Origin of the sequence: Chryseobacterium daecheongense (genome assembly GCA_027920525.1) — a bacterium.
Taxonomy (GTDB): Bacteria; Bacteroidota; Bacteroidia; order Flavobacteriales; family Weeksellaceae; genus Chryseobacterium; species Chryseobacterium proteolyticum.
The window spans coordinates 215,007-236,506 of the sequence record CP115858.1 but is presented as its reverse complement, the minus strand read 5'-3'; the positions used below and the strand labels follow the sequence as shown (position 1 = coordinate 236,506).

Below are 21,500 nucleotides of genomic sequence, written 5' to 3'. Positions count from 1 at the left end.
AAATTATATTTCCTTTTCTTTAATAAGTATTTCCTGCTGTATTCAGTTATAATATGATTTTACTCATAAAAACTATAATGGTATTAATTATACTTTGATAATCAAATTTAAAACTGCTATGAATACTAGGAAATATTTATCTCTTACCTTGAAAATCTGGCGACAGAAAAATAGAAAAAGTAAAGGAAAATTTGAAGTATATAAAATTTCTGGTGTTTCTACCGATTCTTCCTTTCTGGAAATGCTGGATATACTTAATGAACAGCTAATTTATGAAAATAAAGACCCTGTTGCTTTTGATCATGACTGTCGTGAAGGAATTTGCGGAATGTGTTCTTTATACATAAACGGAAGAGCACATGGTCCGGACACAGGAATTACAACATGCCAGCTCCATATGAGGATGTTTAACGATGGAGACACTATTATCATTGAGCCATGGAGAAGTATTGCATTTCCTGTTATCAAAGACTTAATGACAGACCGTAGTGCTTTTGACAGGATAATGGCAGCAGGTGGATTTATTTCTGTCAACACTTCAGGAAATACGCTGGATGCCAATGCTATTGCTATTCCCAAAGAGAATGCTGATAAAGCAATGGACGCTGCCGCCTGCATTAGCTGCGGAGCATGTGTAGCTTGTTGTCCGAATGGTGCTGCAATGCTTTTTGTTGGTGCTAAAGTTTCTCATTTTGCATTACTGCCACAAGGAAAGATTGAAAGAAAGAGGAGGGTTTTAAATATGGTAAAAGCTATGGATGATGAGGGATTTGGAAATTGCTCTGTCATTGGAGCATGTGAAATTGAATGCCCCAAAAGTATTTCACTGGATACTATCGCTAGAATGAACAGAGAGTATATGAATGCCTGGCTTAGTGAAGAATAGGGCGAGATTCTGCATTGTAATTTTAATTATTTAATAATGATTTTAGTAACCGGAGCTACCGGAATTCTCGGTAGGGTAATTGTTTTGGAACTTCTCAAAAGAGGCAGAACTGTGCGTGCCACAAAAAGAGACTCCAGTGATTTGGAAGAAGTGAAACAATCATTGAAGTATTACTCAGAAAATGCTGAAAGCTATTTTAATAAGATAGAATGGGTGACGGTAGATTTACATAACAAGGAAAGTCTGCAAAATGCACTTAAAGATGTTCAGGAGGTATATCATTGTGCCGCGAAGGTAACTTATGATCCGAAAAAACAGAAAGATGTTACCCAAGTCAATGTTGAAGGAACTGAAAACATAATTGAATGCTGCCACCGTTTCCATAAAATAAAGTTTCTGTATGTAAGTTCGGCAGCTATTTTCAATAAAGGAAAATGTGAAAAACTTATTGATGAAAATTCAGATCTTATCAGCGGTGAAAACAATACAATATATGCCATCTCAAAATGCAATGCGGATAAAGCGGTGCTTGATGCATTTCATCAAGGTTTAGATACCATTATCATTAATCCGGGGATGATTATCGGAAGTGGTAACTGGCAAAAAAGCAGTGGCGAATTCTTACAAGTTTTTGCTAACAGATTGTATTCTTTCCCTGGCGGAACAGGATGTGTAGATGTAAGGGATGTAGCAGAAATCGCTATCGAACTGATGGAAAAAAATATTTTCGGAGAACGTTTCATCATCATTTCAGAGAACAGAAAGTACAGCGATCTGTCTAGACTAATTAAAAAGACGGTTAATCCTTTTATTTTATCTGAGAACATTTTAAAAATAGGGAGAATTTTAAATATTCTTTCTGGAGGATTAATCCCAAAATTAAGATTACTGACCAAAGCAAACATAGAATTTTTAACCTCTTTCTCAAAAATGTCTAATGCTAAAATTGTAAAAACTTTGAATTATGAATTTATTACTGTGGAAGACAGCCTCGATTTCCATATCAGGAATTTTCTGAGTAAAAAAGAATGAAGCAGCACGTTCTGTTGATCAAACAAATGGACAGATACAACAAGTTCAACGCCATTCAGATATTAATTAAACTCCTGTCAAAAGAAATTGTGGCTGCTCTTGAAAGTTTCTCTTAATCTACTATCATGGTACTATTATCATTAAAAAAAATTGAGCCTTCCTGCAAACCAATAGTACTCGTTTTTATATACAGCATTTCTACAGCAGGTTCTCTACCTCTACTTTTATGATTTTAAGGGACCATTTTCAAATTAAGGCTGTATTAGAGTTGTACATTTAAAGCATCAGTTTTGGGATACAGCTCCAACTTTTTGTAAAGATGATTTCTCCTTTATAAGCAGAGAAGTAAGTAAAATTTTATAAGCAGAAAGCCTAACTGATATATGCCAAAATATTTTTTTGAAACCCATAATACTGTGTTTATTTTCCCACTTTTATTCTTAAAAAGGCTGATAATTCAGTCTCTATCATGTATCAAGGGAAAACTGTAGATTAATCGTATTGTCAAACCAATTTTACAATAGAGTAATTCGAGTTTTATGAGTGACTTCATAATGGTACGAATTAATACAAAATTTTTCTGTTAATTATTTTTACAATTTTTTCTTTTTCCATACGTTTGATAGCTTTTATGGCAGTTTCTACACGAATTCCTGTAAGACTGGCAAGTTGCTGTCTTGTAAGAGGTACTTGGAAAGAGAACGTAGCTTGCTCTTTTTGAAAACTTTTCATGTAATCCATAACGCCAATAAGCCTTTCCTCCGGACTTTCCAGAGAATTTTTTTGAAGCATAATATATTTGTAATACAGCCCGTCTGATAGCTCTTTGCAAAAATTAAAAAAGAGAAGTGGATGCTTTGCCAGCATCTCTAAAAAATCTCGTTTACTTAATCTAAGAATAGTACTGGGAGTGATAGCTACTGCACTCATTGGGTATGGTTTATCATCAAATAAAAGCGACTCACCAAAACTTTGTCCATCAAATAGAATATTCTGGATAAATTCTTTTCCTTCGGCATTATAATTATTCAGTTTAACTTCACCCTTTACTATTTGATAATAATATAACGGTGCGCCTCCCTCGTGAAAAATCGTTTCTTCTGGATTGTATCTTTTTAACCCAGCACCAGCTGAGCTTAAAATTTCTTCGCTAATAACATAATCTTTTTTTAACTGTTAATAATTTTAAATAATCATCTTCGTAAAAACTTATTTGGTAAATAAAATGTGTAAAAATGCTTCATTAATGGATCATCAAAGTCGATAACGAGTAGCTGTAGTTATTAAAGCATAACATCCGGTATTTTACAGCTCTTGAATCTATTTTTTATGGCAATTTTAAAGTGATTTAAAAACTACTGCAGAGTTATCACAAATTTTTTGAAGTGCTTTTGAAATTTCATTCATCCCCAAAAACAATACATCCTGCAAATCTTAATTTGCAGGATGTATTCATGTTTTTACGCTTTCAGAAAAACTCTTGTTAAGCATTTGCGGAGAGTGAGGGATTCGAACCCCCGGACCTGTTACAGTCAACAGTTTTCAAGACTGCCGCAATCGACCACTCTGCCAACTCTCCCTGAACTCCGGCTATGCCTTCGTTTTCAGTGGTGCAAATATAGAGAGTTTTTTATTTCTGGCAAAATATTTTTAGCAGTCTGTGAATAAAATATTAAAATTTATATACAAATGCATTAATATTCATCCCCGCTCCTACTGAAGCAAACAAGACTATATCTCCTTTATCAATATCATGAGAATCCAGTTCATCTTTAAGGATCATGCTTAGTAATGAAGGGATTGTTGCCACACTGCTATTACCTAGTTTTTTGATAACCATAGGCATAATATCTTCGGGCATAGGTGTATTGTACAACTGATAGAATCTTTTAACAATAGCTTCATCCATTTTCTCATTCGCCTGATGGATGATAATCTTATTCAGCTGATCAATTCCATAGCCACTGTCATCCAGACATTTCTTCATTGCATCCGGAACATTTGAAAGAGCAAATTCGTAAATTTTACGCCCATCCATTTTAATATATTTGGTATCCGGGCATTTGTCATTGTTGTATGATTTTCCGAAATATAAATAATCTTTTTCGGTCAGGGTAAAAGAGGCTGAGATATGGGATTTTATTCCGTTTTCTTCCTCAGAGATCTCCAGAATGGCTGCCCCTGCCCCATCTGCATAGATCATACTATCCCGGTCGTGGATATCCACTACCCGGGATAAGGTCTCAGCTCCGATAACCAGGCATCTTTTGGCAATACCGGATTTAATGAATGCATTGGCCTGGATGATTCCTTCGATCCATCCGGGACATCCGAATAATACGTCATAGGCGACGCAAAAATTATTTTTGATGTTTAATAGGTGTTTCACCCTTGAGGCAAGACTCGGAACCGTATCGGACTGAACAGTTCCAAAGCGGACGTCCCCAAAGTTATGGGCAAATATAATATAATCCAACGTTTCAGGATCAATTCCTGCATCTTCGATAGCTGCTTTGGCAGCAATAAAGCCCAGATCGGATGTAACCTGATCATTGCTTGCATATCTTCTTTCTTCAATGCCCGTAATCTCCTTGAGTTTACTGGCAATAATAGCATTACTTTCTTTTAATGACTCGCCGCTTTTGTTTATAAAATTGTGTTTATCAAAGAATAAATTGGTAATGGTTTCCGGGGGGATGTAGTTTCCTACACCAATGATTTTACTGGTCATCTAAAAGTTATGATCTATTAATCCATTTTTGATTTAAGAATTAATTCGATAAATATAACGATTAATTATAAAAAAAAGTATTTGAGATTAGAGATTGTCTTCTTTTTTTACTTAATCTGTTATGCATGTCATAAGCATTTACTGAATTTTAATTCACTAATGCACCTCTTATAAAAAATAAAATAATCTTTAACTGGGTAGGAATCAATCATCAACCTGGCATCAAAACTCTTAATCTTATAAAATCAAAGAACGTTATGCCTCAGCCAACACTTCTTTTGTTTCATAATTTCTTTCCCAATCTTCCAATAAATTTAAAATGGGCAAAAGAGCAAGTCCCTTTTCCGTGAGGGTATATTCAACCCGTGGTGGCAGTTCTTTAAATTCCTCTCTGATTAGCAGTCCATCCTCTACCATTTCTCTTAGCTGGTCGGTAAGAACCTTACGCGAAATGACATGAATGCGGGCTGCAATCTGTCCAAACCGTAATTTTCTGTCATTAATTACCATAACAATGACAGGCTTCCATTTACTTCCCAGGGAAGACATAGCCTTTACCAGGGGACAACAGTGCTGGGTTATTTTATTTTCTTTCATAAGTTACAAGCCGGTTACTATCGTTTGTTACGACAAAGTTACCACAATTTTTTTTCTAATAGGTACAAAAACGAATTATTATTAGTTACTTTGTGTAACAAAAGAATAAAAATTATTAATAAAAATTAATAGAAAATGAGTACAGACGCGTTATTCACTCCATTTAACTATAAAAATCTACACCTTAAAAACAGAATTGTAATGGCTCCCATGACGAGAGCACAGTCGGATAATGGTGTACCTACACAACAAATTGCAGATTATTACGGCCGTAGAGCAGCCTCAGAAGTTGGATTAATCCTTTCTGAAGGAACTGTAATCAATCGCCCTGCCTCTAAAAATATGCAGAACATCCCTGATTTCTACGGTACTGAAGCATTGGCAGGTTGGAAAAATGTAATCGACCAGGTTCATCATAACGAGGGTAAAATGGGACCACAGATATGGCACGTGGGCGACACCCGTTCATCTGACGACTATCCTTTGGTTCCTATGGAAAAAGCTTCTACTATGTCTCTGGAAGATATTCAGGACACCATAAATCAATTTGCAGCTTCAGCGAAATCAGCTAAAGATTTAGGCTTCGATTGTATTGAGATCCACGGTGCTCACGGTTATCTTATCGACCAGTTTCTATGGGAGGTTACCAATACAAGAACTGATGAATATGGTGGTAAAACAATAAAGGAAAGAACCCGCTTTGCTGTAGATGTAGTAAAAGCAATCAGAGCGGCTGTAGGAGAAGATTTTACAATTATCATCCGACTTTCGCAGTGGAAACAGCAGGATTATAAAAGCAGGCTGGCCACAAACCCTTCTGAGATGGAAGATTGGTTGCTTCCTTTAAAAGAAGCGGGAGTAGATATCTTCCATTGTTCACAACGTCGTTTCTGGGAGCCAGAGTTTGAAGGTTCGGATCTTAACTTTGCCGGATGGGCAAAAAAAGTAACCGGCCAGCCAACGATTACCGTAGGATCAGTAGGACTTAAAGGTGATTTCATGTCGGCATTTGCGGGTGAAAGCTCAGAAAAATCTGACCTTACTGAATTACTGAGAAGATTAGAAAGACAGGATTTCGACTTAGTGGCTGTAGGCCGTGCTTTACTGAACGATTATCAGTGGGTGAAAAAAGTAAAAGAGGGAAAATTAGAAGAACTTTCAGGCTTTGCAGCAGAAAGTATGGGAGTTTTGTATTAAACCGTTACAACAATTTCTTTGTTTATATATAAAGTTTTCTTCAATAACCGGAAATCTAATCTCCAGATGATTTCCAATGTGCAAAAAGGATTTCAGAAGTATTCGGAAATTACTGGCATAAAAAACCTTCAAGTTTAAGACTTGAAGGTTTTGTTTTTTTAATAAAGTTGTTCATTATTTCACCACGGTCGCCTCGAGCTCCACGGTTAAAGTTTCAAACAATCCTGTTACCTCAAGCATGGTAACTGCCTGTTCAATACCATGCCTGGCGATCCACTCCTGAAGGATAGGAAAATGAGGCCACAGCTCTTTCGTAGATGTGGTGTAAATATTTAATCTGACGATTCCTTTGCATTCATAACCCGCAGTAGTAATTACTTCCTCCAGATTGGCTATAGCCTGTTCCAGCTGGGATTTCATATCCTTCGTACTTGAAGTTCCATCCGGATCAATAGCTGCCTGCCCGGAACAGTATAAGGTAGCTTCTGCATTTTTCACTTCTACAGCCTGGGAATAGCTTCTTTCTTTTTGCCAGTTCCAGGGATTAATTGTTCGCTTTTCCATTGTTGTTTGTTGTTTATATTGTTGTAGCAAAGTTGCAATATATCCACTGGAACAACTCTTGACATGGATCACGATTATGAAGTGATGAAGATCACTCCTTTATAAAGAAAAGCGGCTTAATGTTTCCCTCGAAACGCCAAGATAAGCAGCCAAAAGAGATTTAGGCACACGCTGAACCAGTGCCGGATATTGTTTAAGCAGCTGATCATACCTTTCTTTCGTAGAGGAGGTCATCATCGAAAGTATACGTTGCTGGGCTGATATAAAACCAAAGTAAGCTTTCTCAAGAAAAAAATGTTCCATTTTGGGAATCTCACTGCATAGTTTTTTATATCCCTCCAATGTTAAACAAAGAACTTCCGTATCTTCAACGCATTCCAGAGACATCGTTGCTCTGGATCCTGTGTAAAAAGCTTTGAAATCACTCTCCCACCAGTCTTCCATGGCAAAGCCTACAATATGGCTTTTATCGGTATCATCAGTATATACCAATTTTAAAAGCCCTTTTAGAACAAAATAATTGCAGGATACAGACTCCCCTTCCTGAATCAGGAATTGGTACTTTTTATATTTCTTCCTCGTGAAATACGAGGAAATGATGGTAAATTCCTCATCACTTACCGGAACAACTTTTTCAATATGTATTCTTAACGGATCCTGCATCTGTAGTAGCTTCGAAAGTATAAAAATACTACTTTTACTTTCTTTATCATTTTAATTTGATCAGAATGGTCACGTTTTTCCCCTCTGATGGGTCTTAAATAGAAAAGGCATGCAGGAAAATTATCGTCAGCTATTGACTTACGCTTATAATATTACAGGTTCATATGAAGATTCACAGGACCTCGTGCAGGATGTTCTGGAAAAATACATTTCATTGGATAAAACAGAAATCAGGAATGAGAAGAATTTTTTAATAAAAAGCACCATCAATCACGCTATCAATTTTAAAAACAGGCACACAAAAAAGATGGTATATGGAGAGTGGCTTCCGGAACCGTTGTCTTTTGATAATGCGGAAAACAGACTTATTCAGGAACAGACTGCCCGTTATACTTTGCTTGTTCTTTTAGAAAAACTAACGGTTAAAGAACGTGCTGTCTATATATTAAAAGAAGCTTTTGACTATTCCCACCAGGAAATCGCACAACTCCTTGATATCTCTGTTGAAAATTCAAGAAAATTACTGAGCAGGGCAACGAAACACCTTCAGAATATCGAGTATAAGCCAGATCACATCAACTTTTCGATTTCCCATGAAACCCTTTCTCAATATCAAAAAGCATTAAGCGAAGGAAGCATCCCGATGCTTGAGGAACTTTTACTGAACGACATCAGGCTTTCTGCAGATGGCGGACAGCGTGTCCGGGTGATAAAAGCAGTGGAAGTAGGAAAATCAGCTACAGCTACCCTTCTTGCCTATGTCCAGCAGCAGTTTCTTAACCACAAACCTTTTACTTTTCACAGGTTCAATCATCAGCCAGCCATATGTTTCTGGAGGGAAAATCTGATATACAACTGCCATATTTTAGATGTTGATCGTGATGGCAGAATCCGGGAGATTTATTCCATAGTAGATCCGGAAAAATTAAAAAGATTAACATAAACGTCACGTTTCCGAGAAGCGGTGTGTCTTTAAAGAAAAAGCAGAACATGACAACACTACTTCGCCTCGACAGCAGCATCAGGATAAATGATTCCTATTCCCGTTCCATGGGTGATTATTTTACAGAACAATGGAAAGTAAAATATCATGACGGAAGGATTATCACGAGGGACCTGACCTTACAGCCTATTCCCCACCTGACCCAGGAAACACTCAATGGATTTTTTGATGACTCATTACATTCAGGACACATCGGATTGTCCGATCTGCTTATAGATGAGCTGTATTCCTGCGATGACATCCTTATTACCTCTCCGATGTACAATTATGGAATTGCCTCTTCATTAAAAGCATATTTTGACCTTATAGTCCGGACGAAAAAAACCTTTGCCTATGGCACCAATGGAATAAAAGGGCTGCTGACCGGTAAAAAAGCATATCTCATTACGGCACTGGGTATTCTTCAACCTGCTTCTCAGGAAAAAAATCCTATTGAAATTCAGGTCACAAGCATATTAAACCAGCTGGGTATCTTAGATATAAGTTATTTTCCGATGGATGGAATGGTAGATCCGGAGCAAGCAGCTATAAAAATCCAACAACAAAGAAAGCAGATTAATCAACATTTAAATCAATCAGATTATGCAACAGATAAAACAGACTATAGAAAAATTCATTAAAGCAGGTGACACCAGTGATACGAATCTTATGGACGAAGTTCTTCACAAAGATTACCAGAATATTCAGGATGGATTTTTCGAACAAAAAGGGATTTTTATTATTTCCAAAGAACAATACATTAAGTACATCAGCAATAAAACCTTTGGCGGAAAACCAAGAACCCTTACTTTTGACTCAATTGAGCAAAAAGGGAATATTGCTATTGCAAAACTCAGCCTGGAGAGCGATGTGCTCCGCTTTTCATCTACCATTACATGTGTACAGGAGGATGAAGAATGGCAGGTCATTACCAATATTCCGGTGATTGAAAAGAAGTAAATTTCACCGTAACCTTACTTACAGCCAGTGTAGAAAATATCGATACCGGCTGTAAGTGTAATATTGGCTTTTAAACTATAGAAATTATCCGGGACAATATGTTTAGGAATTAAAAAAAATTAAGAAATTTGCAATAAAATTTACTTCATCATTTGAATGTTAAACTGAAATTATAATGACTGCCCAACCTGTTATAGCCATTCTTTTTCCCGGAGACATGGGAACACAAATCTCCAAAACCTTAATCAAAAATAAATATACGGTTATCACCGCAGGTGAAGGAAGATCGCAAGTGACGCTCCAAAATATTAAAGATGCGGGAATCCATGATGTGAATACTCTACAAAACATAGCGGAACAGGCAGATATTATTATTTCATTGGCAAATCCTGAAGCAAGTCCGAAGGTGGCAGAAAATATAATCGGCCATCTCAAAAACACGGATAACCGACCTGTCTTTATAGACCTCAATTCCAATACTCCTCAGATTGCTTTAGCTATTGAAAAAATGTGCAGTACGTGGAATATCAGATTTGTAAACGGAGCGGTAATGGGTGCTTCCAAAGATGTTCCGGACCAGGCAACGTTTGTTGTAAGCGGTATCTGGAGAAACTTATTTGCAGAACAATTCGGCGGGATATTTAAAATAAAAGATGCCGGTGAAAAAACAGAAGCAGCTTCAGCTTACAAGCTTCTGTTTTCAATGGTCAATAAAGGAATGAACGCTTTGTTTTTTGAAACAATGATCGCTGCGTCTCATTATGGCATCCTTGATGAACTGAATGAAAGCCTTCAGGCATTTCTTCCGGGAACGTATCAGGATCTGATTAAAACAACTCCTACTTACCCACAGCATATATCAAGAAGGATTGATGAAATGAAAGGTCTGACCGATATGCTCAGAAGTGAAGGACTTCCCCATACAATTGCTGCCGGTACCGCTGAAACTTTTGAAAGGGTTGATGAATCCGGTATTTTTAAAAACGAAAAATTTGATGGTGTTACAGAAGCTTTCAGGAGTTTTAAAAAATTAAAATAAAATTCAGCCAACTGTAATCATTATTTATAAGTCCCGAATATCCTGTCCCAGATGGAAGTGTAGAAACCAAAGTTTTTAGTTTCATCTACATGATGTTGGTTATGGAATTGTGTTGTTCCTACAAAATACTTGTTAAACTGAGGTGGGAAAAACTCTTTATTCAAATGACCAATTGTTCCCCAAATGAGATTGATAAGAAGATACAGACTAATGGAGAGAACAGAAAAATCGTAACACACCAGTACGGCCAGTATCATCAATCCAAATCCTATTGTTTCTGCCGGATGCAATACAAAAAGGCTTAAGAAGTTGGTGTTAACATGTTCATGATGTCTTCCATGCAATCTTTTATAAAAATAAGGTGTATGGGCAATAAAATGGAAAAAGTACATACAAAGATCCATCAGTAGGATTAAAGCCAGGACCTCTAAAAAAAAGGAAACCGCTGAAAACCTATTTCCTAATGTAATCCAATGATTTTTCCAAAGGAAAACACCACAGAGCATTACTAAGCAATTACAGAGAATGGTTACGAAGCTCAGATAATAATCCGACCGCATGACAGGATGACTATGCTCCTGTAGCTTATTTTTGGGACAGGTCTTTTCAATACTCAGATAAAGACTTATTGAAAAAAGATACAAAGCGATATTTACAGCCAGGCTAGCCCCTACCCAATCCAACCAGGTCAACCGTTCCAATATTTTTATATATTCGGGAAATCCCGATCCGCTGAAATTCAAAAATCCGTTCTCTATCATGAAGTATAAAAGTATGAATTTCAGGGCAACGGACGAAATGAAATGCGTAGTAATTTTACTGCTGAAATATCGCTTCTTATATTAAGAATTCTTTATTTGCTTATTTCCGGAACCGGCTTTCAAGATCATGTAAGCCAAACCTAAACCCAGTCCCGCTGCAATGGCTAATTTTGTCTTTTTGGAAGGGACGGGCAGCATGGTTTCCCCATAAATGCGGTGAGGCTCTGACGAAGGCTTTAAAATATTACCCGAATCAGGTGGAGCATTTTTAGCTTTCATCATCATTCTCATCCCTGCAGAAGCTACATTAATGATCGGTTTCGGAAATAATCCGTAGATATTTTTAAGAAGTAATGAGGTAAAATCGGGAAACAGATCTTTTCTGGGGTTTTTAGCCAACTCTACAATTTTTTTGGCTGTGTCCCGGGGATCTGCTGCAAACGGCGGAATTTTAAAATCCAGTCCGGAATATTTTGCCGAATGCATATTTCCGGTGGATCTTTGAATCTGAGGATAAATATTACAAATATGAATATCCGGATAATCGGAGATCTCTCCCTGAAGACAATCCATCATACCGCGAATTCCGAATTTTGTTGATGAATAAACAGCACTGTAAGGAGCCGGCATAAACCCACCGATAGAAACATTATTAATTAAGATTCCCTCCTGCTGCTTTTTGAAGATGGGGAGCGCACTGTAAGCCCCATGCATATATCCGAACAAATTTGTTTTGATGACCTGCTCATTGAGTTCCATGGGTATTTCTTCAAATTTTCCGCTTGCCATGACACCGGCATTATTTACCCAGATGTCAATTCTTCCGTTAAATTGAATGGCTGTTTCAGCAAGATGAGCAACTTCTTCAGCTTTTGAAACATCTGTAGGTATCCCTATTACCGCCACTCCAAGATCCCTGCAAAGACTCACGGTTTCATCCAGAGCTTCTTTACCGCGGGCAGCAACTACAATATTACATCCTTCCAGTGCAAATGCTTCCGCAGTAGCTTTACCAACTCCACTACTTCCTCCGGTAATGACTACGGTTTTCCCTCTTATACTCTTTTTTAATTTAGTCTCAGATTTCATTTTGTAATTGATTTGGTTAATGCTTATAATCAACCTATTATCATGCCATAAAAGGTAATCTAGTCCATTAATATTCTAATTTTTATATGTTTTTTATAATTAAAAAGTTCAAAACAACTATACTACAACTATAGATCAAGATCGAATAAAGCAGCTTTACTATAGTGTATGCGGATATAAACAAGAAGGTATAAAAACCTCTGTATCTTTTAATATACTACGTAATTGATTTTATCCACTCCGGTGTTTCCTGTTTTGGGATCAAAAGCATAAACGATTATCTCATAATTTCCCGGTGCAGAAATAGAAGTGTTCCCTTCAAATAGGTTGGTAGAGACCAGTGATAAATTGATTTCACTTACCCGTTTTCCATCTTTATTAACTAAGGCTTTAGTTTCAAACTTATCGGAATCCCATACACCACCTTTATCGATCACACAACCGCACATCATAACAATATTGGCCTGTATCTGAAAAGGCTTTCCACTGATTGAGCTTAATCCGATATATTGATGCGTTCGGGGCTTTAAAATATCAATAATAAACCCGGGTATTTCCAGGATGATCCCGTCGCCCAGAATATCTTTTCCAGGAATAAGCCATATTTCCGTGCTTACTTTCGCCTGTGCCTGTTTATGATTGAATGGTGAAAACACTTCTATACTTACAAAAGTAGGTTCATCAATATTAACCGTAGCCAGAAATTTACCGGTTGCATCATCAACAATAGAACTATCTCTATGTTTTGGAGCTTTCATGATCAGATCCGTATTTCCTGTACTGCCACTGGTTTTTCCTTCAGCCAAAATGGTATTATTGATCTTATTCCTTACAATCACATACGCTCCTCCCAGAGAACTTCCGATGAATTTAGCATCTTTAGCTTTCGCTCTGATGGTTATTCTGGTCTCTTTTGCAAAGGAAAATACGCAAAATACCGAGAGAAGAATGATAAGGTATTTTTTCATGGGTTTTTATTTTAATTGGTTTTTATACTCCTGTTTGAAGCGATAATAAAAGGAGGTCTCCTCCAAAGAGGTTTCAATAGTATCAAGGTATTTTAAGATCGTGAGATCTTCCTGCAATACTTTGAGAATGGCAGCCTCACAGCTGTTCCAGAGCATTTCAAATTCGGGCATTAATCTTAATGCTTTGGGAGAAAGTGATACGATCTGTTTTCTTTTATCCGAATCATCTTTTTTTACATCCAGATAATCTTTGGCTGCCATTTTTTTTACCGTGACCACAACAGACGGATGGGAATACCCCAGACTTTCAGCAATATCTATCAGAGATAATTCTCCTTTATCCCTTAGGATCATAAATATCAGATACCAGTTGGGCTCTATGTCGTAATCAAGATCTTTATAAAGTTTCTTCACACTGTAAGCCATCTTTTCACTGATCCTTTTAAACCGGGAATCAAGTGCCTTATAGCCAAGCTCTTTTATGAAATCATTGTTCATGGAATTGTACATATTGGACATTCAAATATATAAAAAATATATACAACTATATAGGCGCCTATATATTTTTTGAAAAAAAAATACAAGACCATGAATAGAAATAAAAAATCCTTACTTTGTCAGGTAAGGATTTTATACATCCGGTATGATAAACACGCTTTTTTATCCGGTTTATCCCTTCAGGTATTTAGCTACCTTTTCTTCAAGATCATCCAGGTTGAATGGCTTGGCAATATAATCATCAGCCTGAGCGCTTTCCGCCAACGCATTGATATCATTGTTAGCCGTTATATAGATCACAGGGATCTTTTTGAACTCTTCATGGTTTTTCAGAAGTTTCGTCGCCTCTACTCCCCCGATATTGGGAATCCAGTTATCCATCAGAATCACATCCGGCTGAAACTGTGATACCTTATCGATGATATCATGCGACGTTTCTGAAATCCCTACTTCATAACCACTTTCTTCAAAAATGATGGTTGCAACGTCCAGGATCGTCTTGTCATCATCAAAAATTAAAATTTTCTTCTTACTCATATATATTAGCTTTAATTTAAAACCGGTTTAATTGATTAATGCACTCTGCAAGATTTTCAGGAGTAATGATGAGATCATAGCTCACTCCTTCCACTGCATGTCTGGGCATATAGTTAACCTCCGCGGTATCCGGATCCTGGATCCACACCCTTCCATGATTTTTTTTAATATACTGTAAACCTTCTACTCCATCGGCATTAGCACCGGATAACAATATTCCGACAAGACTTTTCCCATATATTTCTGCAGCTGACTTAAAGGTTACATCAATCGATGGACGTGAATAATTCATTTTTTCCGAACTATCAAGAGATACCAGCTCTTTGCTTTCAAATAAAAGATGATAGTCGGCCGGCACAATATAGATCTGATTATTATTTATTTCTGTTTTATCTTCAATTTCCGTTACTTCTATAGAAGAAAACTGCTGCAGCAAAGTCGGTAAAATGCTTACGGATTGAGATTTACGGTGAACAACCAATATAATGGGAAAGCTGATCTTATGATCCAGCTTTTTCACCATATCTAATATCACTTCCAAGCTTCCCGCAGAACCTCCTATGACAACGAGTTCAATATTCTCTTCTATTTCTTTCATATAAAATATTAATGATGGTCTACTTTCTTCCAGATCCGCTGATCATCGGCCTGATGATAATATCTGTTCAGATTCGAAAATCTAAGAGTTTCTTTCGAACCTAAAGCAAGATAGCCCAGATTTTCAAGGCTATCGTCAAACAGCTGAAAAACACGCTCCTGTAAAGCTTTATCAAAATAGATGAGCACATTTCGACATATAATCAGCTGAAAACTGTTAAAGGAGCTGTCTGACACCAGATTATGGGTAGACAAAATCAATTTCTGTTTGAGACTTGAATCAAACATTGCACTGTCATAATTGGCCGTATAATAATCTGAAAAATCTTTTTTACCTCCTGAAAGTATATAATTCTCTGAATACAATTTCATCTGTTGCAGAGGAAAAACTCCGGCACGAGCTGTTTCCAGCACAGAAGGGTTAATATCCGTAGCATAAATCAGTGATTTCTGATAAAGACCGGCTTCCTTCAATAATATGGCCATGGAATAAGCCTCTTCCCCGGTTGAACAGCCTGCCACCCAGATTCTGATTAAAGGATAGGTTCCCAATTGGGGTAAAATATTTTCCCTTAATGCTTTGAAAAAATAGGGATCACGAAACATTTCCGTCACATTCACCGTAATTTCCTCGATAAAGTGCTTCAGATAATCCGGATCATTAAGCACAGTATATCTTAACTCTGCAAAACTTGTAAACTTATCGATCAGGCAGATCCTGTTTACCCTTCGTTTAAACGAAGCCCTGCTGTACATGGAAAAGTCATAACCATACAGTTCATAAACATCTTTTATCAGATGCTCTACCTCTTCATCCTTTACAATACTTGGTTCCAGCATCTACGATAGTTTTTCAATGGCAGTTAATAAAAGATCGACATCGATAGGCTTTTTCACATAATCCTGTGCTCCAACATCAAGACATTTCTGGCGGTCTTCCTTCATGGCTTGTGCCGTCACGGCAATAATGGGAACCTTACTGATCGAAGGCGTTTCGCGGATAATCCTGATGGCTTCATAACCATCCATTTCCGGCATCATCATATCCATCAATACAACCCCGATCCGGTCGTCTTTCTGTAAAAGTTCAATGGCTTCCTGCGCCATTGTACAGCTCTCCATTTGATATCCTCTGGCTTTCAGAGTAAGTTTAAGTGCAAATATGTTTCGCGGATCGTCATCCACGATCAAAATCTTTTTTTTCATCAGAAGTGAGTTTTTTTAGCTTTCATATAACCAAACACGCAACAAAGATAATAACTGATCTACATCCACAGGCTTTGATATATAATCTGATGCCCCGGCGGTAATGCACTTTTCACGGTCGCCTATCATGGATTTTGCCGTAACGGCAATGATCGGTAATCTGCTGAACGCCTGTTTTTTTCTTATTTCCTGTATGGTTTCATAGCCATCCATTTCCGGCATCATCATGTCCATCAAAACAGCATCAATATCCGGATGTTCTTTAATCTGTTCTAAAGCCTGCTTCCCATCCATCGCAAGGATGACTTCTACTTTGTATTTTTCCAACGTTTTGGTTAGTGAAAATATATTCCGTACGTCATCATCCGTAATCAGAATCTTCTTTCCACTTAATACTTCAGTAAGTGATCCGAGATTTTTGTTTCGCGGTGCTTCTGTACTTTTCTCTTCAACCAAATGTAAGAATAAACCGACTTCATCCAATATCCTTTGGTATGAATGTGCCGTTTTAACAACAATAGAGTCAGCATATTGTTTGATCTTCAACTCATCAGAGGAAGACAGGTTGTTTTCTGTAAAAATAATGATCGGAAGATTTTCAAGGCCTTCATAGCTTTTGATTGATTCTATGATCTTATATCCTTTTCCTCTTGCCGGTCCCACATCCAGGATAACACAATCTACCTCAGCTTCCGTAAGCGCCTTTATACTGTCCTCCACATTATCTTTCACCGCCAGAGAAATATCAAAATTGCTTAAGAAATATGACAATGCGCTGGCATGTTTAGCATTCTCCTCTACAATAAGAACTTTTTGAGGTGATTTTCGAAGGGCTTCTTCAATTTTTTTAAATACATCCGTCATCTGTTCAAGGGCCACAGGCTTATTGATAAAGTCAATGGCTCCTCTCATGATACTTTCCTGCTTTTTAATATGCAACGAAGACATCATGTGCACCGGAATAGGTTTGGTTTTTGGGTTGGATTTCAACTCATGCATTACCTGCCATCCATCTTTTACCGGCAGCTGAATATCGAGTAAGATAGCTAAAGGATGATATTGTAATGCTGCAGAGAGCCCATGGTCTCCTCTTACAACCACTACTCCTTTATAATTTTGTCTGTGGGCATACTTCAGAAGTGCCTTTGCAAAGTTGGTATCGTCTTCGATGATCAATATAACTTTGTCATCCTCCGTAATATTATCCCGGTCATCTGCTATTTCTTCAGGAATTTCCAAAACCGTAAGCGGTTGTTCCGGTTCTTCTTCATATCCTGCAATGTTCTTAATCTCCTCTACATCTTCTTTTATGATCTCTACCAATTCTTTATCAAGTGATACCTGGACCGTTTCTGAGACCGCTTTTACCGGAATCGTTAAACTAAATTCACTTCCTTCGTTAACAACACTGGTAAGCGATAATTCCCCACCCAATAATTTGGCAATCTCACGGCTTATGGATAATCCTAAACCTGTCCCACCGAATTTACGCTGGGTAGATCCGTCTGCCTGCTGGAATGCTTCAAAAATAATTCTTTGCTTATCTTCCGGAATTCCGATTCCCGTATCTTTTACGCTGAAGGTAATAAAGTCTTTATTTTTAGGATCTTTTTTAATGAACAGCCCCACGCTTCCTTCCTGTGTAAATTTGAAAGCATTGGAAAGCAGGTTACGTAAAACCTGATCCAATCGTAACCGGTCCGTTTCTATAGACTTTTGAAGACCTTCTTCTATTTCAAGGTCAAATCTGATCCCTTTTTCATTAACCAAAGGATTGAACAGGTTTCGCAGGTCATTCACCACATCTTCCAGGGCAACGTCATCATATTCCAGAACCATTTTCCCGGATTCAATTTTAGCAAGATCCAGGATCTCATCGATCAATGTTAGCAAACTTCTTCCTGAACTCTGGATTACTTTCGCTGACTCTACCTGGTCCTCATTGAGATTTTCTTCCGGGTTCTCTACCATTAAACGGGAAAGAAGCAGGATAGAATTAAGAGGAGTCCTCAACTCATGCGACATATTGGCTAAAAATTCTGATTTGTACTGCGTACTTAAAGCCAGTTCTTCCGCTTTTTTCTGGATCTCTATATTACGTTCTGCAATGAGGTGATTTTTTTCTTCCAGTAATTTTGAACGCTCTTCCAGTTCTGCATTCGTCTGCATAAGCTCTTCCTGCTGAACTTTCAGTTCTTCTTCTGAAGCCTGAAGCTTTTGTGTCTGCGCCTCGAGTTCAGTATTCAGGTTTTCAAGTTCTGCATGCTGTACCTGAAGTTCTTCTGATTGTGCCTGCGTCTCTTCCAATAAACGCTGTTCCTTTTCACGACCTTTTGCCGCACTTATGGCAGTTGCTATATTCCTGCAGCTATCTGCGAAATAATTGATTTTATCCTGATCGAAATTTGTGGTTGAGCCTACTTCCAAAACTCCGATACTCTGCCTGTCCAGAGTAATAGGGATTACTACGAGTCCATTAATCTTTAATTTGCTGCTGGCAAATGTTGCCGCAAAATCTTCGTCATTAAGGTCGTTATATACCTTTGTTTTCTTCTGAAGAAAGACCTGTCCTACCATTCCTTCTCCCGGTTCGAAAGATTTTTTCATATTATCTTCCAGCGCTACAGCACTGTTCAGGAATAATTTACCTTCATCAAGCAGGTAGATGGCACCATTGGTTCCTCCTCCGTATTCGATAATATGATTCAGGGAATTGGTAACAACCTCTTTAACAGACTTATTCCCAACCAGAGATTCATTCAGTAAAGCCAATCCTTTCTGGTGCCAGTCGCTTCTGTTTATTTTATCAAAGGATTTCTTTAGGGAGTCCGTCATATTATTCAGTGATTCCACAAGATCTCCAAGATCATCCTGTACATTATCCACAGCCCTTTGACTATAGTCTCCGTTGGCAACTCTATTGGCAATCTGCTGGATTGCACTTACCCGTTTTGTGATTTCCAGATCTTTTGCTTTCAGCTCTTTTTCAAGCTTATCTCTGCGGAGAAGGTCACTTCTTAATTTAAGATAAAAGAAAGTAGTTACCACTATGGCTGCAAGTGCTGAAAAAATGATAAAAATAACAGTGGTGTTTGAGGAACGGTTAAGATCTTTGTTTTTTATTTCAAGCTGAATTTCTTCATACCGTACAAAATCACTAACGATCTTTCTGCATTTGTCCATATAGGATTTGCTTAAAATAAGCTGATCCTGCGTCATTACGATTCCTTTGCTCCTGTTTTCAACAAATTGCTTAAGGTTACCGATATTCGTGTTCACATTATATTCCAGATCCGCCAAACGCTTTAGCTGTGCCTTATCTTTAATGTCTAAGGATTTAGCATAGGCAATTGCTTTAGGATAGGCTGCAACGCTTCTGTTATAGGGTTCCAGAAAATTTTGCTTGCCGGTAAGCTGGTATCCTCTGTTGGCAGTTTCTGCATCCAGAAGGGAAATTAATATATCTTTTACTGCAGTAATGGATCTTCTTGTACGGGAAAGGCTTTCGCGGTTTTCCATCTGTTTCTGAATGCTCCAGTACGATGCTACGGAACTTGCTATTAAAATTAACAGCGAAAGCCCGACTCCAAATTGCAGATTTCTTATAACTTTTTGTGGCATAAAAAATTAGTTTAAGGGTAAAGTGAAGTAAAATGTGGAACCTTCATTGACAATACTTGATAATCCGATTGTTCCATGGTGCTGCTTGATGATCTCTGAACAGATATACAAGCCTATTCCCATTCCCTGAAATTGTAGTGACGATTCTTCTACACGATAAAATTTCTGGAATACTGCCTTTTGTTTAAAATCAGGAATCCCGATTCCAAAATCGGTAACACTTACTTTTACCTGGTCATCATCTACAAATGTAGTGACAATAACCTGGTTATTTTGTGGTGAATATTTGATGGCATTGGTCAGGAAATTGATCAATACCTGCTCTATACGAATTTCATCAAACGGAATAAGGATATCCGGTATTTCCCCGTGACGCTGGATTTTTACCTTATTTTCATCATGAGTCTGAAGTATGGTTTCGATAGCATTTTCAATTATCTTCTCAAGATTGGAAGGTTTCCTGTTGATCTTCAGCTTCCCGTTCTCAATTTTAGAGACATCCAGTAAGTCACTTATAAGGCTGTTCAATTTTTCGATCTGATCCTGGACCTTGGTTACATATCCTGCTTCTGCACTGTCTTTGTCAAGTTTTAGCTTGCGTTCCAACAACTGAACATACGCTTTAATGCTTGTAAGAGGAGTTTTCAGTTCATGACTGGCAATACTCAGGAATTCATCTTTCTCATTTTCTACCCTCTTCTGATCATCAATATCCGTAAATGTTCCTACCCAGTTTTTGACATGGTTACCTTCATAAACCGGTGATATTCTCAATAAATGATACCTGTATTCTCCGGATTCAATATTTTTTATCCGCGTCTCAAGCTGAAGTGATTTTCCATTTTTCCTTGAAATTTCAAATTGCTCCTTTATATCTAAATCATCAGGAAAAGTTTCGGGGAAGTTTTTATCAGATGTTGAATACTGATACCATCTGCCGTTGACAAAATCGATGATCCCTTTATCATTCAACGTAAATGCAATTTGCGGCAAGCCTTCCAGCATCAGATGAAAGTGATCAATCTGAGACTTCATAGTAACCTGTGACTCTCTTCTTCCTTTTACCTCAAGCTGTAAACTCTGCTGAGTTTTTTTCATTTCAATATTCTGCTCCTGCAGATTATAAAATGTTTTAACTTTCAGTAAAAGAATTTCGGGATCTACCGGCTTGGTGACATAGTCCTTACCTCCGGAAGCATATCCTTTGGTGATAAATCTCTTTTCTGTATTTACCGCTGAAAGAAATATAATAGGAATTTCTTTCGTTTTACTATAACCTGCAAATATTTCAGCTACCTCAAAACCATCCATTCCCGGCATCTGAACATCGAGAATAATTAGGGCATAATCATTTTTCAATGCTTTCCCTAATGCTTCTTCACCGGAATTAGCAGTATCTACCTGAAAATCTTTGGATTCTAATAGTTTCTTTAATGAGTAAATATTGTTTTGGTTATCATCGACAATTAAGATCATAAAGCACAAATAATCTAATGGGAGTTAAGTCCTCAAAAGTACTCACAAAATCCCAAAAAATGATTGATTTTCTTAATAATGTTCTTAAAATCAATT

The 21,500-nt window shown here is 37.5% G+C and carries 22 protein-coding genes and 1 tRNA gene; 7 read left to right on the top strand and 16 right to left on the bottom strand.

Annotated elements, in window-relative coordinates:
- Window positions 1-118: 118 nt before the first annotated feature.
- Both PFY10_01060 and PFY10_01055 read left to right on the top strand, forming a co-directional pair.
- A complete protein-coding gene (locus tag PFY10_01060; protein ID WBV57027.1) occupies window positions 119-886 on the top strand; it encodes a succinate dehydrogenase/fumarate reductase iron-sulfur subunit in 768 nt (255 codons plus the stop codon).
- 36 nt (window positions 887-922) lie between these two features.
- Window positions 923-1,918: an SDR family NAD(P)-dependent oxidoreductase gene (locus tag PFY10_01055; GenBank protein WBV57026.1), complete on the top strand. Its 996-nt coding sequence runs from the start codon at window positions 923-925 to the stop codon at window positions 1,916-1,918.
- A gap of 564 nt (window positions 1,919-2,482) precedes the next feature.
- Here the strand turns inward: PFY10_01055 and PFY10_01050 are convergent.
- The 4 genes from PFY10_01050 to PFY10_01035 form a co-directional block, all read right to left on the bottom strand.
- Window positions 2,483-3,010: a Crp/Fnr family transcriptional regulator gene (locus PFY10_01050; GenBank protein WBV58977.1), complete on the bottom strand. Its 528-nt coding sequence runs from the start codon at window positions 3,008-3,010 to the stop codon at window positions 2,483-2,485.
- Window positions 3,011-3,412: 402 nt separating this feature from the next.
- Window positions 3,413-3,497: transfer RNA gene (locus PFY10_01045), tRNA-Ser, on the bottom strand.
- A 93-nt stretch (window positions 3,498-3,590) separates the two neighbouring features.
- Window positions 3,591-4,649 (bottom strand): ketoacyl-ACP synthase III, encoded by a 1,059-nt coding sequence (locus tag PFY10_01040; protein ID WBV57025.1) that lies wholly within the window; start codon window positions 4,647-4,649, stop codon window positions 3,591-3,593.
- A gap of 255 nt (window positions 4,650-4,904) precedes the next feature.
- On the bottom strand, window positions 4,905-5,246 hold the full coding sequence (locus tag PFY10_01035; GenBank protein ID WBV57024.1) for a helix-turn-helix domain-containing protein: 342 nt from the start codon (window positions 5,244-5,246) through the stop codon (window positions 4,905-4,907).
- Between the two features lie 135 nt (window positions 5,247-5,381).
- On the opposite strand from PFY10_01035, the gene PFY10_01030 reads away from it, so the two are divergent.
- A complete protein-coding gene (locus PFY10_01030) occupies window positions 5,382-6,443 on the top strand; it encodes an NADH:flavin oxidoreductase (GenBank protein WBV57023.1) in 1,062 nt (353 codons plus the stop codon).
- A 174-nt stretch (window positions 6,444-6,617) separates the two neighbouring features.
- Here the strand turns inward: PFY10_01030 and PFY10_01025 are convergent, their stop codons facing one another.
- Both PFY10_01025 and PFY10_01020 read right to left on the bottom strand, forming a co-directional pair.
- On the bottom strand, window positions 6,618-7,007 hold the full coding sequence (locus tag PFY10_01025) for a RidA family protein (GenBank protein ID WBV57022.1): 390 nt from the start codon (window positions 7,005-7,007) through the stop codon (window positions 6,618-6,620).
- 99 nt (window positions 7,008-7,106) lie between these two features.
- Window positions 7,107-7,670 (bottom strand): Crp/Fnr family transcriptional regulator, encoded by a 564-nt coding sequence (locus tag PFY10_01020; GenBank protein WBV57021.1) that lies wholly within the window; start codon window positions 7,668-7,670, stop codon window positions 7,107-7,109.
- Between the two features lie 109 nt (window positions 7,671-7,779).
- Here PFY10_01020 and PFY10_01015 point away from each other — a divergent pair, with 109 nt between their 5' ends.
- From PFY10_01015 to PFY10_01000, 4 genes are all read left to right on the top strand, one after another.
- Entirely contained in the window at window positions 7,780-8,613 is an 834-nt protein-coding gene (locus PFY10_01015; protein WBV57020.1) for a sigma-70 family RNA polymerase sigma factor, read from the top strand.
- Between the two features lie 47 nt (window positions 8,614-8,660).
- Window positions 8,661-9,293, top strand: a complete 633-nt coding sequence (locus PFY10_01010) for an NAD(P)H-dependent oxidoreductase (GenBank protein ID WBV57019.1) — start codon at window positions 8,661-8,663, stop codon at window positions 9,291-9,293.
- Complete coding sequence (locus PFY10_01005) at window positions 9,256-9,612, top strand: nuclear transport factor 2 family protein (protein WBV57018.1); 357 nt, start codon at window positions 9,256-9,258, stop codon at window positions 9,610-9,612. Before PFY10_01010 ends, PFY10_01005 begins: the two co-directional genes overlap by 38 nt.
- 175 nt (window positions 9,613-9,787) lie before the next feature.
- Entirely contained in the window at window positions 9,788-10,651 is an 864-nt protein-coding gene (locus tag PFY10_01000) for a DUF1932 domain-containing protein (GenBank protein ID WBV57017.1), read from the top strand.
- Window positions 10,652-10,671: 20 nt separating this feature from the next.
- Here PFY10_01000 and PFY10_00995 read toward each other — a convergent pair whose 3' ends face one another.
- The 10 genes from PFY10_00995 to PFY10_00950 all read right to left on the bottom strand — a co-directional run bounded on the left by PFY10_00995 (window position 10,672) and on the right by PFY10_00950 (window position 21,404).
- Window positions 10,672-11,412 carry a sterol desaturase family protein gene (locus tag PFY10_00995; GenBank protein ID WBV57016.1) on the bottom strand — a complete coding sequence of 247 codons (741 nt, stop codon included), beginning with the start codon at window positions 11,410-11,412 and terminating at the stop codon, window positions 10,672-10,674.
- A gap of 81 nt (window positions 11,413-11,493) precedes the next feature.
- Window positions 11,494-12,501: an SDR family oxidoreductase gene (locus tag PFY10_00990; protein WBV57015.1), complete on the bottom strand. Its 1,008-nt coding sequence runs from the start codon at window positions 12,499-12,501 to the stop codon at window positions 11,494-11,496.
- Window positions 12,502-12,710: 209 nt separating this feature from the next.
- The gene (locus tag PFY10_00985) at window positions 12,711-13,469 is read right to left on the bottom strand and encodes a hypothetical protein (GenBank protein WBV57014.1); all 759 of its coding nucleotides are present in this window, start codon (window positions 13,467-13,469) and stop codon (window positions 12,711-12,713) included.
- A 6-nt stretch (window positions 13,470-13,475) separates the two neighbouring features.
- Window positions 13,476-13,967: a MarR family transcriptional regulator gene (locus tag PFY10_00980; protein WBV57013.1), complete on the bottom strand. Its 492-nt coding sequence runs from the start codon at window positions 13,965-13,967 to the stop codon at window positions 13,476-13,478.
- Between the two features lie 171 nt (window positions 13,968-14,138).
- A complete protein-coding gene (locus tag PFY10_00975) occupies window positions 14,139-14,504 on the bottom strand; it encodes a response regulator (protein ID WBV57012.1) in 366 nt (121 codons plus the stop codon).
- 16 nt (window positions 14,505-14,520) lie between these two features.
- Window positions 14,521-15,102, bottom strand: a complete 582-nt coding sequence (locus PFY10_00970; protein WBV57011.1) for a chemotaxis protein CheB — start codon at window positions 15,100-15,102, stop codon at window positions 14,521-14,523.
- A gap of 8 nt (window positions 15,103-15,110) precedes the next feature.
- Window positions 15,111-15,941: a protein-glutamate O-methyltransferase CheR gene (locus PFY10_00965; GenBank protein ID WBV57010.1), complete on the bottom strand. Its 831-nt coding sequence runs from the start codon at window positions 15,939-15,941 to the stop codon at window positions 15,111-15,113.
- Window positions 15,942-16,307, bottom strand: coding sequence for a response regulator (locus PFY10_00960; GenBank protein WBV57009.1), 366 nt, complete (start codon window positions 16,305-16,307; stop codon window positions 15,942-15,944).
- Window positions 16,308-16,322: 15 nt separating this feature from the next.
- A complete protein-coding gene (locus tag PFY10_00955) occupies window positions 16,323-19,928 on the bottom strand; it encodes a response regulator (protein ID WBV57008.1) in 3,606 nt (1,201 codons plus the stop codon).
- A gap of 6 nt (window positions 19,929-19,934) precedes the next feature.
- Window positions 19,935-21,404, bottom strand: a complete 1,470-nt coding sequence (locus PFY10_00950) for a response regulator (protein ID WBV57007.1) — start codon at window positions 21,402-21,404, stop codon at window positions 19,935-19,937.
- Window positions 21,405-21,500: the final 96 nt, after the last annotated feature.